At 74.0% G+C, this 13,873-nt stretch carries 15 protein-coding genes; 11 read left to right on the top strand and 4 right to left on the bottom strand.

Translation table 11 applies throughout. The features are described from left to right. Positions 1-26 precede the first annotated feature (26 nt). From AC1Z4A_RS26030 to AC1Z4A_RS26015, 4 genes are all read right to left on the bottom strand, one after another. A complete protein-coding gene (locus tag AC1Z4A_RS26030; RefSeq protein ID WP_483682293.1) occupies positions 27-551 on the bottom strand; it encodes a methylated-DNA--[protein]-cysteine S-methyltransferase in 525 nt (174 codons plus the stop codon). A gap of 1 nt (position 552) precedes the next feature. Then, on the bottom strand, positions 553-2,064 hold the full coding sequence (locus tag AC1Z4A_RS26025; protein WP_483682292.1) for an AlkA N-terminal domain-containing protein: 1,512 nt from the start codon (positions 2,062-2,064) through the stop codon (positions 553-555). 108 nt (positions 2,065-2,172) lie between these two features. Continuing rightward, positions 2,173-3,285, bottom strand: a complete 1,113-nt coding sequence (gene rsgA, locus AC1Z4A_RS26020) for a ribosome small subunit-dependent GTPase A (protein ID WP_483682291.1) — start codon at positions 3,283-3,285, stop codon at positions 2,173-2,175. Between the two features lie 203 nt (positions 3,286-3,488). Then, positions 3,489-4,670, bottom strand: a complete 1,182-nt coding sequence (locus AC1Z4A_RS26015) for a YihY/virulence factor BrkB family protein (protein WP_483682290.1) — start codon at positions 4,668-4,670, stop codon at positions 3,489-3,491. Between the two features lie 236 nt (positions 4,671-4,906). Here AC1Z4A_RS26015 and AC1Z4A_RS26010 point away from each other — a divergent pair, with 236 nt between their 5' ends. The 11 genes from AC1Z4A_RS26010 (at position 4,907) to AC1Z4A_RS25960 (ending at position 13,840) form a co-directional block, all read left to right on the top strand. Next, positions 4,907-6,154: a GAF domain-containing protein gene (locus AC1Z4A_RS26010; RefSeq protein ID WP_483682289.1), complete on the top strand. Its 1,248-nt coding sequence runs from the start codon at positions 4,907-4,909 to the stop codon at positions 6,152-6,154. Between the two features lie 47 nt (positions 6,155-6,201). Next, entirely contained in the window at positions 6,202-6,834 is a 633-nt protein-coding gene (locus AC1Z4A_RS26005; RefSeq protein WP_483682288.1) for a GNAT family N-acetyltransferase, read from the top strand. Positions 6,835-6,961: 127 nt separating this feature from the next. After that, on the top strand, positions 6,962-7,069 hold the full coding sequence (locus AC1Z4A_RS26000; RefSeq protein ID WP_483682287.1) for a putative leader peptide: 108 nt from the start codon (positions 6,962-6,964) through the stop codon (positions 7,067-7,069). A 148-nt stretch (positions 7,070-7,217) separates the two neighbouring features. Next, positions 7,218-8,915 carry a nitrite/sulfite reductase gene (locus AC1Z4A_RS25995; RefSeq protein ID WP_483682286.1) on the top strand — a complete coding sequence of 566 codons (1,698 nt, stop codon included), beginning with the start codon at positions 7,218-7,220 and terminating at the stop codon, positions 8,913-8,915. Then, the gene (locus AC1Z4A_RS25990) at positions 8,912-9,088 is read left to right on the top strand and encodes a hypothetical protein (protein WP_483682285.1); all 177 of its coding nucleotides are present in this window, start codon (positions 8,912-8,914) and stop codon (positions 9,086-9,088) included. Before AC1Z4A_RS25995 ends, AC1Z4A_RS25990 begins: the two co-directional genes overlap by 4 nt. Continuing rightward, a complete protein-coding gene (locus AC1Z4A_RS25985; RefSeq protein WP_483682284.1) occupies positions 9,075-9,758 on the top strand; it encodes a phosphoadenylyl-sulfate reductase in 684 nt (227 codons plus the stop codon). The genes AC1Z4A_RS25990 and AC1Z4A_RS25985 overlap by 14 nt, the downstream gene beginning before the upstream one ends. Positions 9,759-9,784: 26 nt before the next feature. Continuing rightward, positions 9,785-10,318, top strand: a complete 534-nt coding sequence (gene cysC, locus AC1Z4A_RS25980) for an adenylyl-sulfate kinase (protein WP_483682283.1) — start codon at positions 9,785-9,787, stop codon at positions 10,316-10,318. Next, positions 10,315-11,223 carry a sulfate adenylyltransferase subunit CysD gene (gene cysD / locus AC1Z4A_RS25975; RefSeq protein WP_483682282.1) on the top strand — a complete coding sequence of 303 codons (909 nt, stop codon included), beginning with the start codon at positions 10,315-10,317 and terminating at the stop codon, positions 11,221-11,223. The genes cysC and cysD overlap by 4 nt, the downstream gene beginning before the upstream one ends. Before the next feature lie 2 nt (positions 11,224-11,225). After that, a complete protein-coding gene (locus AC1Z4A_RS25970) occupies positions 11,226-12,551 on the top strand; it encodes a sulfate adenylyltransferase subunit 1 (RefSeq protein ID WP_483682281.1) in 1,326 nt (441 codons plus the stop codon). Position 12,552: 1 nt separating this feature from the next. Next, a complete protein-coding gene (locus AC1Z4A_RS25965) occupies positions 12,553-12,681 on the top strand; it encodes a hypothetical protein (protein ID WP_483683799.1) in 129 nt (42 codons plus the stop codon). A gap of 55 nt (positions 12,682-12,736) precedes the next feature. Continuing rightward, positions 12,737-13,840, top strand: a complete 1,104-nt coding sequence (locus AC1Z4A_RS25960) for an aliphatic sulfonate ABC transporter substrate-binding protein (protein WP_483682280.1) — start codon at positions 12,737-12,739, stop codon at positions 13,838-13,840. The last annotated feature ends 33 nt before the right edge of the window (positions 13,841-13,873 follow it).

The following is a 13,873-nucleotide window of genomic DNA, read 5'->3' as shown; positions in this document are numbered from 1 at the left end:
GGGCTCCGCCCCCGGACCCCCGCTCCTCAAACGCCGGACGGGCTGGATTTTTCCATCGCCAGCAGCCAACGCTTGCGCTCCAGACCCCCCGCATAGCCCGTCAACGACCCGTCCGCGCCGATCACTCGGTGGCAGGGGCGCAGGACCAGGAGCGGGTTCGCCCCGATCGCGCTGCCTACCGCTCGGACCGCGGCGCGGGAGGCGCCGATGCGGGCTGCCAGTTCGCCGTACGTCGTGGTGGCTCCGTACGGGATGGTGTCCAGGGCGTCCCACACCCTCCTGCGGAACTCCGTGCCCTCGACCGCGTATTCCAGCGAGAACTCCTTCGTCTCCCCCGCGAAGTAGGCCGCGAGCTGCCGCTCCGCCTCCGCGAAGGCAGTCGGCTCGTGCCGCCACCCGGGCTGCACGGCCGGGGCGTTCTTCTGGCCGGGCACGGACAGGGAGGCGAGGGCGGTGCCACCGGGGGCGGTGGCCGAGGGGCGGCCGGTGAGGAGCAGCCGGCCGAGCGGGCTGTCGATCTCCGTGTGGAGCAGGGCGTCGGTGTCGGGCATGTCAGCTTTCCTTCGGGGTGCGGCCGGGCGCGGGGGCAATGGCCCGGTTCCAGAGGTGGTGCACGGCGTACGAGCGCCAGGGCGCCCAGGCAGCGGCGTCGCCGGGCGCGGCGCCCAGGGCCGCGAGGCCGTGGCGGACCCCGGCGTCGCCGGGCAGGAAGACGTCCGGGTCGCCGAGGGCCCGCATCCGGATGTAGCCGGCCGTCCACGGGCCGATGCCGGGCAGGGCGCGCAGGGCCTGTTCGGCGTCGTCCCGGTCGGCGCCGGGGTCGAGCCGGACCGTGCCGTCGGCGAGTGCCCCGGCGACCGTGCGCACGGCGCTGCGGCGCGAGTTCGGCATGCGCAGCTCGTCGAGGGCGGCGTCGGCCAGGGTGCCGGGTTCGGGGAAGAGGTGGGTGAGTCCGCCGTCGGGTGCGGCCAGCGGCTTTCCGTAGGCGGCCACCAGGGTCCCGGCGAGCGTGGCGGCGGCCGCCACGGACACCTGCTGGCCCAGCACGGCGCGCACGGCCAGTTCCTCGGCGTCGGCGGCGCCGGGCGAGCGCAGGCCGGGCCGGGCGGCCACGAGGGCGCGCAGCCGGGGGTCGGCGCCGAGCCGCTCGGCGACGGCGTAGGGGTCGGCGTCCAGGTCGAACAGGCGCCGCACGCGCTGCACGGCGGTCGACAGGTCGCGCGGGTCGGTGAGGTGCAGGCGGCAGTCGAGCCAGGTGCCGTGGTCCGGCCCGGCGGGGACCGGTTCGCGGACCTCGGCCACGCCCGTGCCGTAGGGAAGGCGCAGGGTGCGGCGGTAGGTGCGGGTGCCGGGGGTGCCCGTCATCTCCTCGATGCCGGGAATCGCCCGGCGGCCGAGGAAGTCGAAGACCTCGCGGGCGGCGTACGGGCCCCGGTGCGCCAGCCGCAGCGGGATCCCGGCGGGCGCCGGGGCGTCCGCGGGCCGCCCGGCGGCGGCCCGGCCGCGCAGTTCGCTGGGCGTGCGGGCGTAGACGGCGCGGATCGTGTCGTTGAACTGCCGGACGCTCGCGAAGCCCGCCGCGAAGGCGATCTCCGTGACCGGCAGCCGGGTGGTCTGCAGCAGGACGCGTGCGGTGTGGGCGCGCTGGGCCCGGGCCAGAGCCACGGGCCCGGCGCCCAGCTCCTCGGTGAGCTGGCGGTTGACCTGGCGGGAGCTGTAGCCGAGGCGGGCGGCGAGGCCGGCGACGCCCTCGCGGTCGACGACGCCGTCGCCGATCAGCCGCATCGCACGGCCGACGAGGTCGGCGCGGGCGTTCCACTCGGCCGAGCCGGGCGCCGCGTCCGGGCGGCAGCGGCGGCAGGCGCGGAATCCGGCCCGCTGGGCGGCGGCGGCCGTGGGGTAGAAGCGGACGTTCTCGCGCTTGGGCGTCACCGCCGGGCAGCTGGGCCGGCAGTAGATGCCGGTGCTCGTCACGGCGGTGAAGAACTCGCCGTCGAAACGGGCGTCCCTGCTGCTCACCGCCTGGTAGCGGGAGTCGTCGAGTCGGCTCTCGGTGTCCGTCATGCGTTCCAGTCTGCGTCACCGGAGGGGGCGGGACTGGCGGGAATCGGACATGGCCCTGAGCCCGTGACCGGCGCCGCCCCGCGGGCCCCCGGACACCCGGGCTCCGGCTCAGCGGCCGCCGCGCTTCCGGGCGGCCGTCTCGCGGCCGGCCGCCGTCTTCTGCTTCCAGTCGCGGCGGATCTCGGCCCGCAGGCGGGCGTCCGTACGGGCCGCGATCCACGTGTTCTCGCGCACCAGCTTGCGGTAGCTGTCGAGGCGCCGCTGCGACAGCGCGCCGGAGGCGACCGCGGCCAGGACGGCGCACCCGGGCTCCGTGCCGTGGGCGCAGTCGTGGAAGCGGCAGTCCGCCGCCAGCCCGTCGATCTCGGAGAACGTCCGGGCGACGCCGCTCCCGGCGTCCCACAGGCCCACGCCGCGCAGGCCCGGCGTGTCGATCAGCACCCCGCCGCCGGGCAGCGGCAGCAGGTTGCGCGTGGTGGTGGTGTGCCGGCCCTTGCCGTCGCGGTCGCGGATGGCCTGCACGAGCTGGACATCGGCGCCCACGAGGGCGTTGGCGAGGGTGGACTTCCCGGCACCGGACGGGCCGAGCAGGACGGAGGTGCCGCCCGCGAGCACGGCCGCCAGCACGTCGACGCCCTCGCCGGTCTCGGCGCTGACGGCAAGCACCCGGGCGCCGGGGGCGGCCGCCTCGGTGTCGGCGAGCAGGTGGGCGAGGGCGGCTGCGTGCGGTACGAGGTCGGCCTTGGTCAGCACGACCACCGGCTCGGCGCCGCTCTCCCAGGCCAGGGCGAGGAACCGCTCGATGCGGCCCAGGTCCAGCTCGGCCGAGAGCGGGACCGCGACGAGGGCGTGGTCGACGTTGGCGGCGAGGACCTGCCCCTCGGAGCGCTTGGAGGAGGTGGAGCGGACGAACGCGGTCCGGCGGGGCAGCAGGGCCCTGACGCATCCCGCGGCGAGGTCGACGGCCGCCCAGTCCCCGGTGCACATGATGTTCAGCGGGTCGCCGGTGGTGACGGGCGAGGTGTCGGCCAGGACGGTACGCACGCCGCCGTCGCCGTCGGGGACGACGAGGTCGCAGCGGCCGCGGTCGACGCGGGTGATGCGGCCGGGGGTCAGGCCCCGGTCGGCGAAGGGGGTGAAGAGGTCAGCGAACGCCGCGTCCCAGCCGTAGTGGGACAGCGGGTACGACGGGTGCGAAGCGACGAGCTCGGGCTCGGACAAGGGAGGGATCCTTCGGGAAGGAGGGGGAGTGGATGGACTTCCGAGTGCGGGCAGTGCCCGTCGTCGTGACAGTCATGGTCCCGACCTCCTTCCTGAGTGCGCGTCCGTCGCGCGGGGCGATCGTAGGCGCGGTGCGCGCGGGGCCGCCAGCGGTTTTCCGGCGGCCCGTGCGCACCCGCCCGTGCGCACCCGTGGAACAGCCCCTAGTCGCGCCGGTGGGGCTTCGCGTGCTTCGGTCGTCCCTCCTGCTTCTGGAGCCGGGAGCGCACGTCGTCGTGGGGGAGGAAGTGGGACCAGCGCTCGGGGAACTCCGAGGGCGGCTCGCGGTCCTGGCCCATCACGCCCTCCTCGGCGGCCTCGTAGGGGTCGTCCTCGAGTTCGTGCACCAGCGCCAGCGCGGCCCGCTCGGCGGCGGCCTGCGCGGCCGCGGCCTCGCGCTGCCGGTCGACCTCGGCGCGGGCGGCGGCGGTGGCGACGGACGGCCACACCCGGTCCAGCGCGGCGTTGACCGCGGCGCCGACGAGCACCGCGAAGGCCGCCACGCCGATCCACAGCAGGACGGCCACGGGCGCGGCCAGGGAGCCGTAGATGGTGACGCCCTCGACGGTGTGGGTCAGGTAGATCCGCAGCAGGAAGCTGCCGACGACCCACATCGTCAGGGCGACGAGCGCGCCGGGGATGTCCTCCGCCCACGGCGACCGCACCGGCACCGACACGTGGTAGAGCGTGGTGAGGAAGGCGATGGACAGGATGATGACGACGGGCCAGTAGAGGATCGTGACGGCGTCCGCGCTCCACGGCACCACGTCCACCACGGTCTCCGGCCCGGCCACTATCAGCGGCAGGGCCACCGCGCCGATGAGCAGGGCGACGATATAGAGGAGGAAGGCCAGCAGCCGGGTCCGGACGATGCCGCGCTTGCCCTCCAGCCCGTACATGATCGTGATGGTTTCGACGAAGACGTTCACGGCCCGGGAGCCGGACCACAGGGCGACGGCGAAGCCCACCGAGATGAGGTCCGGGCGGCCCAGCTTGAGCACGTCCGCCACCAGCGGCTCGGCGATCTCCTTGACGCCCTTGTCGGACAGGACGGTCGCGGAGGCGGTGAGGATGTTCTGCTGGATGCTGCCGATGGTGTCGGTGCCGGTCCAGTCGTCCAGGTAGCGCAGCAGCCCGAGCAGGCCGAGCAGCAGTGGCGGCAGCGACAGGAGGGTGAAGAAGGCGGCCTCCGCGGCGAGCCCCGTGACGCGGTACTCCATGCAGGAGTTGACCGTGTCCTTCAGGAGCAGCCACACCATCCTGCGTTTGGAGACATTTCGGTACAGGGCCCGAGCCCTGTGGAGCCGGCCGTTCCGCCGACCCGAATGTTCTTTTGCTGCCTGCACGACCCAACCGTATCCGCCGCGGAGGGGTCGGTTCATCCGGCGGCCCGGGTACGGCCGGGCAGGGGCCGGTGCCTGTGGAGAGGGTGCGGAGGGTGGTGCTGCGCCGACTCGGCACCACCCTCCGGCCGCTCACCGTCACCTTCGGTCCCGAGCGGGGTCGTTCGCAAAGGTTGCATCGCGTTGCAATGTTCCGGATGCTCCGGCGTGCGGCCGTGCCCGCCGGGCACCATGACAGCGTGAAGCGCATACCAATCGACGCGGGGCAGCTTCCGGCGATCCGGGAGAGGGCCCTGGCGGGCTCCGCGCCCCCGGCGCAGCCGCGCCCGCTGATCGGCGAGTCCTGGACCCGGGCGCTCCGGCACGGGGTGAATCCGGACGCCGGCCGTCCGGCCTCGCTGATCTCCGCCGAGGAGCTGGCGCACCGCCGGCACACCTCCCAGCTGGCCTCGCTGCTGCCGCAGCTGCGGGAGGGGCTGACCGAGGCGGCGGACGCGGTGCGGCACCTGATGTGCGTCACCGACGCCGACGGGCGGGTGCTGTGGCGGGAGGGCGGCGCGGGGGTGTGCCGGAGCGCCGACCGGCTGGGCTTCCTGGTGGGCGCCTCCTGGACGGAGGACCTGGTGGGCACGAACGGCATCGGCCTGGCGCTGGTGGCGCGCCGCCCGGTGCAGGTGCACTCGGCCGAGCACTTCGTCCGCACCCACCACGCCTGGACGTGCGCGGCGGCCCCGCTGCACGACCCGCGCGACGGCCGGCTGCTGGGCGTGCTGAACGTCAGCGGCCCCGCGCCCGCCTTCAACCCGGCGACGCTGGCCCTGGTAACGGCCGTCGGCAAGGTCTCCGAGGCGGAGCTGCGGTCCCGGCACTGGGCGTCCGTCGACCGGCTGCGCACGATCGCCGCGCCGATGCTGGCCCGGATCGGCGGACGGGCGCTGGCGGTGGACCGGGACGGCTGGACGGCCGCGGTGACGGGCATGGCCCCGGTGGGCCGGGTGGTGCTGCCGCGGTCCGTGCAGCCGGGCCGGACGTGGCTGCCGTCGCTGGGCCCGTGCATGATCGAGCCGCTCCCGGACGGCTGGCTGGTGCGCGTCGACGGCGAGGACGGGCCGCGCGAGGCGCCGCCCAGCCGGCTGGTGCTGGACCTGCGGCGCCCGCGGACCTGGACAGTCACCGTGTCCGGCGAGGCGGGCCACTGGTCGCAGGTGCTCAGCCCGCGCCATGCCGAGCTGCTGTACGTCCTGGCCCGGCACCCGGCGGGGCGCACGGCCGCGCAGCTGGCGGCGGACCTGTTCGGGGACGCGTCCAGGACCGTCACGGTGCGGGCGGAGCTGTCGCGGATGCGGCGCACGCTGGCCGGGGTGCTGGGGCACCGCCCGTACCGCCTCGCCGACGGCCTGGACGTCCGGCTGCTGGTGCCGTCCGACCCCCGGGACCTGCTGCCCGCCTCGACGGCTCCGGCGGTGCTGGCCGCCCGCCGGGGGTGACCCGTCGGACACGCCCCGGCTTCCGGATCCGTGATTGGCTTCCGGCCATGAGCGACAGCACGACGACGACCGTGACCACCTGGTCCCTGGCGCAGACCTCGCCGGCCGACCTCGTACCCGCCCGTATCCCGGACCCCTCGTCCGGGATACGGATAGAGCGGGCGGAGGTGCCCTCGCCCGAGTTCAGCCGCTTCCTCTACACGGCGGTGGGCGGGGACGTGACCTGGACCGACCGGCTGTCCTGGCCGTACGAGCGGTGGCGGGCGTTCCTGGAGCGGCCGGGCGTGGAGACCTGGGTGGCGTACGAGCGCGGGACGCCGGCCGGGTACATCGAGCTGGAACCGCAGCCCGAGGGGGTCGTGGAGATCGTCTACTTCGGGCTGATCCCGGGGTTCCGGGGCCGCCGCATCGGCGGCCACCTGCTGTCCCACGGGACCGCGCGGGCCTGGGACCTGGCCGAGCGCTGGGCGGGGCGGGAGCCCACCACGCGCGTGTGGCTGCACACCTGCAGCAAGGACGGCCCGCACGCGCTGGGCAACTACGAGCGGCGCGGCTTCCGGGTGTTCGAGACGCGGACGGCGGAGGAGCCGGACGTCGCCCCGCCCGGTCCCTGGCCGGGCGCGTACGCCGAGGCCGGGCCCGGGGCCGGCACCGGGCCCGCCACCGGCGCCGCCGCCTGATCCGCACGTCCCGGGAGAGGCCCTGAGAACGGGCGTCCCCGGCCACCGTTCACCCGCAGTCCGTCTCGCTCAATCTCATTGAGCGAGACGGGCTGTCTCGTCATACGGACAAGTATGGACTGGCGCAATGACGCCGTGCCACGCTTCCGTCATGTCCCGAGCTGGAATCGCCTTGGTGAGTCGGCGTCACGTCGACCTCGGCCGCATGTCCAGCGCCATCTGTCCGGCGGGCTGACAGTCACAGCACCACCGTTCCTCCCCCTCGTCGCCGCTGCCGCCGACGAGTCCTCTCCTGCACCCCACTTCCCGTGCGCCCGGTCTCCGGCACCTGCGGAAGTGCCGTCGCGCACGCGGATTTTCGCAGATCTCAAGGACAACTCCTCATGGCTGACACCACTTCCTCCCCTCCTGCCGCCCCGCCGCGGCGCAAGACCGGCCGCCACCGCGGCGAAGGCCAGTGGGCCGTCGGCCACTTCACCCCGCTCAACGCCAATGAGCAGTTCAAGAAGGACGACGACGGTCTCAATGTGCGGACACGCATTGAGACGATCTACGCCAAGGCCGGCTTCGGCTCCATCGACCCCGCCGACCTCCGCGGCCGGATGCGCTGGTGGGGTCTGTACACCCAGCGCAAGCCGGGCATCGACGGCGGCAAGACCGCGATCCTGGAGCCGGAGGAGCTGGACGACGAGTACTTCATGCTCCGGGTGCGGATCGACGGCGGGCGGCTGACCACCGCGCAGCTGCGGGTCGTCGGCGAGGTCTCGGAGGAGTTCGCGCGCGGCACGGCCGACATCACCGACCGCCAGAACATCCAGTACCACTGGATCCGGATCGAGGACGTCCCGGAGATCTGGCGCAGACTGGAGGCCGTCGGCCTCTCCACCACCGAGGCCTGCGGCGACACACCCCGGGTGATCCTGGGCTCGCCCGTCGCGGGCATCGCCGAGGACGAGATCGTCGACGGCACCCCCGCCATCGAGGAGATCCAGCGCCGCTTCATCGGCAACAAGGACTTCTCCAACCTCCCCCGCAAGTTCAAGTCCGCGGTCTCCGGCTCCCCGCTGCTGGACGTGGCCCACGAGATCAACGACGTGGCCTTCGTGGGCGTGCACCACCCCGAGCACGGCCCCGGCTTCGACCTCTGGGTGGGCGGCGGCCTCTCCACCAACCCCAGGATCGGGGTGCGGCTGGGCGCCTGGGTGCCGCTCGCGGACGTGCCGGACGTCTACGGCGGCGTCATCGGGATCTTCCGCGACTACGGCTACCGGCGGCTGCGCAACCGCGCCCGGCTGAAGTTCCTCGTCGCCGACTGGGGCCCGGAGAAGTTCCGCCGGGTGCTGGAGGAGGAGTACCTGGGCCGCGCCCTCGCCGACGGCCCGGCCCCCGAGCAGCCCGTCGAGCGCTGGCGCGACCACGTCGGCGTCCACCGGCAGCGGGACGGCCGCTTCTACGTGGGCTTCGCCCCGCGCGTCGGCCGGGTCGACGGCGCCACCCTGACGAAGATCGCGGCACTGGCCGAGGAGCACGGCTCGGGCCGCCTGCGGACCACCGCCGAACAGAAGATGATCGTGCTCGATGTGGCCGAGGACCGCGTCGCCCCGCTGGTGGCCGGCCTGGAGGCACTGGACCTGCGGGTCTCGCCCTCCCCGTTCCGGCGCGGCACGATGGCCTGCACCGGCATCGAGTTCTGCAAGCTCGCCATCGTGGAGACCAAGGCGCGCGGCTCCTCGCTCATCGACGAACTCGAGCGCAGGCTCCCGGACTTCGACGAGCCCCTCACCATCAACGTCAACGGCTGCCCCAACGCCTGCGCCCGGATCCAGGTCGCGGACATCGGACTCAAGGGCCAGCTGGTCCTGGACGACGCCGGCAGGCAGGTCGAGGGCTACCAGGTGCACCTGGGCGGCGCGCTGGGCCTTGCGGCCGGGTTCGGCCGCAAGGTGCGCGGGCTCAAGGTCACCTCGGACGGGCTGCCGGACTACGTCGAGCGGGTGCTGCGGCGCTACCTGGAGCAGCGCGCGGACGGCGAGCGGTTCGCGCAGTGGGTCGCCCGGGCCGCGGAGGAGGACCTGTCATGAGCGGACGAGCGGCTCCCTTCTACTGCCCGTACTGCGGCGACGAGGACCTGCGGCCGGGCGAGCAGGGCCACGGAGTCTGGGAGTGCGGGGCCTGCAACCGCGCGTTCAAGCTGTCCTTCCTCGGGCTCCTGGCCCGCGGCCTGGCCAAGGGGGCACCGGATGACCGGACTTGAGCAGCTCGCCGAGCGGGCGGGCCGCGAGCTGGAGGACGCGCCCGCGCTCGAGATCCTGCGCTGGGCGGCCGAGACCTTCGGGGAGCGCTTCTGCGTGACCTCGTCCATGGCGGACGCGGTCGTCGCCCATCTGGCCGCACGGGCCGCCCCGGGCATCGACGTGGTCTTCCTGGACACGGGCTACCACTTCCCCGAGACCCTCGGCACCCGGGACGCGGTCGCGGCCGTGATGGACGTACGCGTCGTCACCCTCACCCCGCGCCGGACCGTCGCCGAGCAGGACGCCGAGCACGGGCCGCGGCTGCACGACCGGGACCCGGACCTGTGCTGCGCGCTGCGGAAGGTGCAGCCGCTGGCGGACGGGCTGGCCTCCTACGACGCGTGGGCGACGGGCCTGCGCCGCGACGAGTCGCCGACCCGGGCGGACACCCCGGTCGTGGGCTGGGACGCCCGGCGGCGCAAGGTCAAGGTCTCCCCCATCGCCCGCTGGACGCAGGAGGACGTGGAGGCCTACGTGGCCGAGCACGGCGTGCTCGTCAACCCGCTGCTGACGGACGGCTACGCCTCCATCGGCTGTGCGCCCTGCACCCGCCGGGTGCAGGCGGGCGAGGACGCGCGGGCCGGGCGGTGGTCGGGCACCGGCAAGACCGAATGCGGGCTGCACGGATGACGGAACGAACGACTGGGAGCAATCGGATGACGGGTGCCACCGTCTGGCTGACCGGCCTGCCCAGCGCCGGCAAGACGACGATCGCCCGCGCGCTCGCGGACGAGCTGCGCAGCGCGGGACGGCGGGTGGAGGTGCTGGACGGGGACGAGATCCGCGAGTTCCTCTCCGCGGGGCTGGGCTTCTCCCGCGCGGACCGGCACACCAATGTGCAGCGGATCGGCTTCGTCTCCCAGCTGCTCGCCGCGCACGGCGTGCTGGTGCTCGTCCCGGTCATCGCCCCGTACGCGGACTCCCGCGAGGCCGTGCGCAAGCGCCACGAGGCGCTCGGCACCGGCTATGCGGAGGTGCACGTGGCGACGCCGGTGGACGTGTGCTCCGCACGCGACGTGAAGGGCCTGTACGCCAGGCAGGCGGCGGGCGAACTCTCGGGGCTGACGGGCGTCGACGACCCGTACGAGGTCCCGGACCGGCCCGACCTGCGGATCGCCGCGCACGAGCAGGGCGTCGGGGAGTCGGTGGCGGCGCTGCGCGCGCTGCTCACGGAAAGGGGGCTGATATGACGGACAGTCCTTTTGCGCTCTCGCACCTGGACGCCCTGGAGTCGGAGGCGGTGCACGTCCTCCGGGAGGTGGCGGGCGAGTTCGAGCGGCCGGTGATCCTGTTCTCCGGCGGCAAGGACTCGATCGTCATGCTGCACCTGGCGCTGAAGGCGTTCGCCCCGGCGGCCGTGCCGTTCGCCCTGCTGCACGTGGACACCGGGCACAACTTCCCGGAGGTCCTCGACCACCGCGACCGCACGGTCGCCGCGCACGGGCTGCGGCTGCACGTGGCGTCCGTGCAGGAGTTCATCGACGACGGGCGGCTGCGCGAGCGGCCCGACGGCACGCGCAACCCGCTGCAGACGGTGCCGCTGCTGGACGCGATCGAGCGGCTGCGCGCCGACGCGGTCTTCGGCGGCGGGCGGCGGGACGAGGAGAAGGCCCGCGCCAAGGAGCGGGTGTTCTCGCTGCGCGACGAGTTCGGCGGCTGGGACCCGCGCCGGCAGCGCCCCGAGCTGTGGCAGCTGTACAACGGCCGGCACTCGCCCGGCGAGCACGTGCGCGTGTTCCCGCTGTCGAACTGGACCGAGCTGGACGTGTGGCAGTACATCGCCCGGGAGCGGATCGGACTCCCGGAGATCTACTACGCGCACGAGCGCGAGGTCTTCGCCCGCGACGGCATGTGGCTCGCCCCCGGCGAGTGGGGCGGGCCCCGGGACGGGGAGCGGCTGGAGAGACGGCTGGTGCGCTACCGCACGGTGGGCGACATGTCCTGCACCGGCGCCGTCGACTCCGACGCCGCCACCGTCGAGGCCGTCATCGCCGAGATCGCCGCGTCCCGGCTCACCGAGCGGGGCGCCACCCGGGCCGACGACAAGCTGTCGGAGGCCGCGATGGAGGACCGCAAGCGCGAGGGGTACTTCTAGCCATGCACACCGTGACCGACGAGGCCGCGACCTCGCTGCTGCGCTTCGCCACCGCCGGTTCCGTGGACGACGGCAAGTCCACGCTGGTCGGGCGGCTGCTGCACGACTCCAGGTCGGTGCTGGCCGACCAGCTGGAGGCCGTCGAGCACGCCTCCCGGAGCCGGGGGCACGAGGCCCCCGACCTGGCGCTGCTGACCGACGGGCTGCGCGCGGAGCGCGAGCAGGGCATCACCATCGACGTCGCGCACCGCTACTTCGCCACCCCCCGCCGCCGGTTCGTCCTCGCCGACACCCCCGGCCATGTGCAGTACACCCGCAACATGGTCACCGGGGCGTCCACCGCCGAGCTGGCCCTCGTCCTCGTCGACGCCCGCAACGGAGTCGTCGAGCAGACCCGCCGGCACGCGGCCGTCGCGGCTCTGCTGCGCGTGCCGCACGTCGTCCTGGCCGTCAACAAGATGGACCTCGTCGGCTATGCCGAACCCGTCTTCGCGAAGATCGCCGGGGAGTTCGCGGCGTACGCGGCCTCGCTCGGGGTGCCCGAGGTGACGGCCATACCCGTCTCCGCGCTCGCGGGCGACAACGTCGTCGTGCCCTCCGCGCACATGGACTGGTACGGCGGACCGACCGTGCTGGAGCACTTGGAGACCGTGCCCGTCGGCACCGACCCGACCGCCGAACCGGCCCGTTTCCCCGTCCAGTACGTCATCCGCCCGCAGACCGCCGAGCACCCCGACTACCGCGGCTACGCCGGGCAGATCGCCTCCGGCGTGCTGCGCGTCGGCGACCCCGTCACCGTCCTGCCGTCCGGGCGCACGAGCACGATCGCGGCCATCGACGCGCTGGGCGAGCAGGTGGACGTGGCCTGGGCGCCGCAGTCCGTGACCGTGCTCCTCGCCGACGACCTCGACATCTCGCGCGGCGATCTGATCGCCCCCGCCGCCGGGGCCCCCGCGACCACCCGGGACGTCGGGGCGACGGTCTGCCACGTCGCCGACCGGCCGCTGCGCGTCGGCGACCGGGTGCTGCTCAAGCACACCACCCGCACCGTCAAGGCGCTGGTGAAGGCCCTGCCGTCGCGGCTGGCGCTCGACGACCTGTCCCAGCACCCCTACCCGGGCGAGCTGGCCGCCAACGACATCGGGCGGGTGGTGCTGCGCACCGCGGAGCCGCTGGCGCTCGACGCCTACGCGGACTCGCGCCGCACGGGCTCGTTCCTGCTGATCGACCCGGCCGACGGGACCACGCTGACCGCGGGGATGGCGGGGGCGGCCTTCGGGGCGCAGGCGCCGCGCGCGGCCGCGGACGACGAGGGCTGGGACTTCTGACATGGCCGACGACATGGCCGGCGGGGCGGCGGGCCGGGACTTCTTCTCCTCCTTCGACAAGGAAGGGGGCCGCATCGGCAGCGGCTCCCTCGGCAGCGGTCAGGGCGGGGTCGGCCGATGTGCGCGCTGACGCCCGTACCGCTCGCCCGCCCCCGCCCTCCCCTCGAACGAGAGGAACCCCCCTCGTGCCGCCTGCCGTTCGCCGGATCATCCCGGCACTCGCCACCGTAGCCCTCCTGACCGGCCTCCTGGGAGGCTGCGGCTACGGCTCCCAGCGGGACTCCGGCTCCCTCGCCGCCGGGACCGGGGCCGCGAGCAAAAAGCTCTCCGCGGACACCGTCCGGATCGGCTACTTCCCCAACCTCACGCACGCCACCGCGCTGGTCGGCGTCCAGGAGGGGATCCTGCAGAAGGAGCTGGGCGGCACCGCGCTGCGCACGACGGCCTTCAACGCCGGGCCGTCCGAGATCGAGGCGCTCAACGCGGACTCCATCGACATCGGCTGGATCGGCCCCTCCCCCGCGATCAACGGCTACACCAAGTCCAGGGGCAGGAGCCTGCGCATCGTCTCCGGCTCGGCCTCGGGCGGGGTGAAGCTGGTCGTCGATCCGAAGAGGATCGGCTCGCTCGAGGAGGTCAAGGGCAAGCGGATCGCCACCCCGCAGAAGGGCAACACCCAGGACGTCGCGTTCCTCAACTGGGCGGCCGGGCAGGGCTGGAAGGTCGACCCGCAGAGCGGCAAGGGCGACGTGTCCGTCGTGCGCACCGACAACAAGGTGCTGCCGGACGCCTTCGCATCCGGCTCGGTGGACGGCGCGTGGGTGCCGGAGCCGACGGCCTCGAAGCTGGTGTCCGAGGGCGGGAAGGTGCTGCTGGACGAGAGTTCGCTGTGGCCGGACGGCACGTTCGTGATCACCAATGTGGTGGTGTCGCAGAAGTTCCTCGACCGGCACCCCGACGTGGTCGAGGCCGTGCTGCGCGGCTCGGTGCGCACCAACGCCTGGATCGCGGCCCACCCGGAGCAGGCCAGGGCCTCGGCGAACGCCGCGCTGAAGAAGCTCTCCGGAAAGGAACTGCCCGCGGACGTGCTGGATCCGGCGTGGCAGTCCCTGCGGACGACGGACGACCCGCTGGCCTCGACGCTGCGGGCCGAGGCGGACCACGCCGTCCAGGCGGGGCTGCTCGACAAGCCGGACCTCTCCGGCATCTACGACCTGACCCTCCTCAACAAGGTGCTCACGTCCCTCGGCAGGCCCACGGTCGGCGCGGCCGGGCTCGGGAGGCAGTGACCGTGTACGCGGCAGTGGGGGCGCGCATGCCCG

The sequence above is a fragment of the Streptomyces sp. 17_S59 genome (assembly GCF_056930295.1).
The sequence above is the reverse complement of the archived record's forward strand: the minus strand, read 5'-3'. Positions and strand labels throughout refer to the sequence as shown.

What these genes read in the sequence shown, in the direction of transcription:
- AC1Z4A_RS26030 (WP_483682293.1), bottom strand. Translation starts at nt 551, where the DNA reads ATGCCCGACACCGACGCCCTGCTCCACACGGAGATCGACAGCCCGCTC.
- AC1Z4A_RS26025 (WP_483682292.1), bottom strand. Translation starts at nt 2,064, where the DNA reads ATGACGGACACCGAGAGCCGACTCGACGACTCCCGCTACCAGGCGGTG.
- AC1Z4A_RS26005 (WP_483682288.1), top strand. Translation starts at nt 6,202, where the DNA reads ATGAGCGACAGCACGACGACGACCGTGACCACCTGGTCCCTGGCGCAG.
- AC1Z4A_RS26000 (WP_483682287.1), top strand. Translation starts at nt 6,962, where the DNA reads ATGACGCCGTGCCACGCTTCCGTCATGTCCCGAGCTGGAATCGCCTTG.
- AC1Z4A_RS25995 (WP_483682286.1), top strand. Translation starts at nt 7,218, where the DNA reads ATGGCTGACACCACTTCCTCCCCTCCTGCCGCCCCGCCGCGGCGCAAG.
- AC1Z4A_RS25990 (WP_483682285.1), top strand. Translation starts at nt 8,912, where the DNA reads ATGAGCGGACGAGCGGCTCCCTTCTACTGCCCGTACTGCGGCGACGAG.
- AC1Z4A_RS25985 (WP_483682284.1), top strand. Translation starts at nt 9,075, where the DNA reads ATGACCGGACTTGAGCAGCTCGCCGAGCGGGCGGGCCGCGAGCTGGAG.
- cysC (WP_483682283.1), top strand. Translation starts at nt 9,785, where the DNA reads ATGACGGGTGCCACCGTCTGGCTGACCGGCCTGCCCAGCGCCGGCAAG.
- cysD (WP_483682282.1), top strand. Translation starts at nt 10,315, where the DNA reads ATGACGGACAGTCCTTTTGCGCTCTCGCACCTGGACGCCCTGGAGTCG.
- AC1Z4A_RS25970 (WP_483682281.1), top strand. Translation starts at nt 11,226, where the DNA reads ATGCACACCGTGACCGACGAGGCCGCGACCTCGCTGCTGCGCTTCGCC.
- AC1Z4A_RS25965 (WP_483683799.1), top strand. Translation starts at nt 12,553, where the DNA reads ATGGCCGACGACATGGCCGGCGGGGCGGCGGGCCGGGACTTCTTCTCC.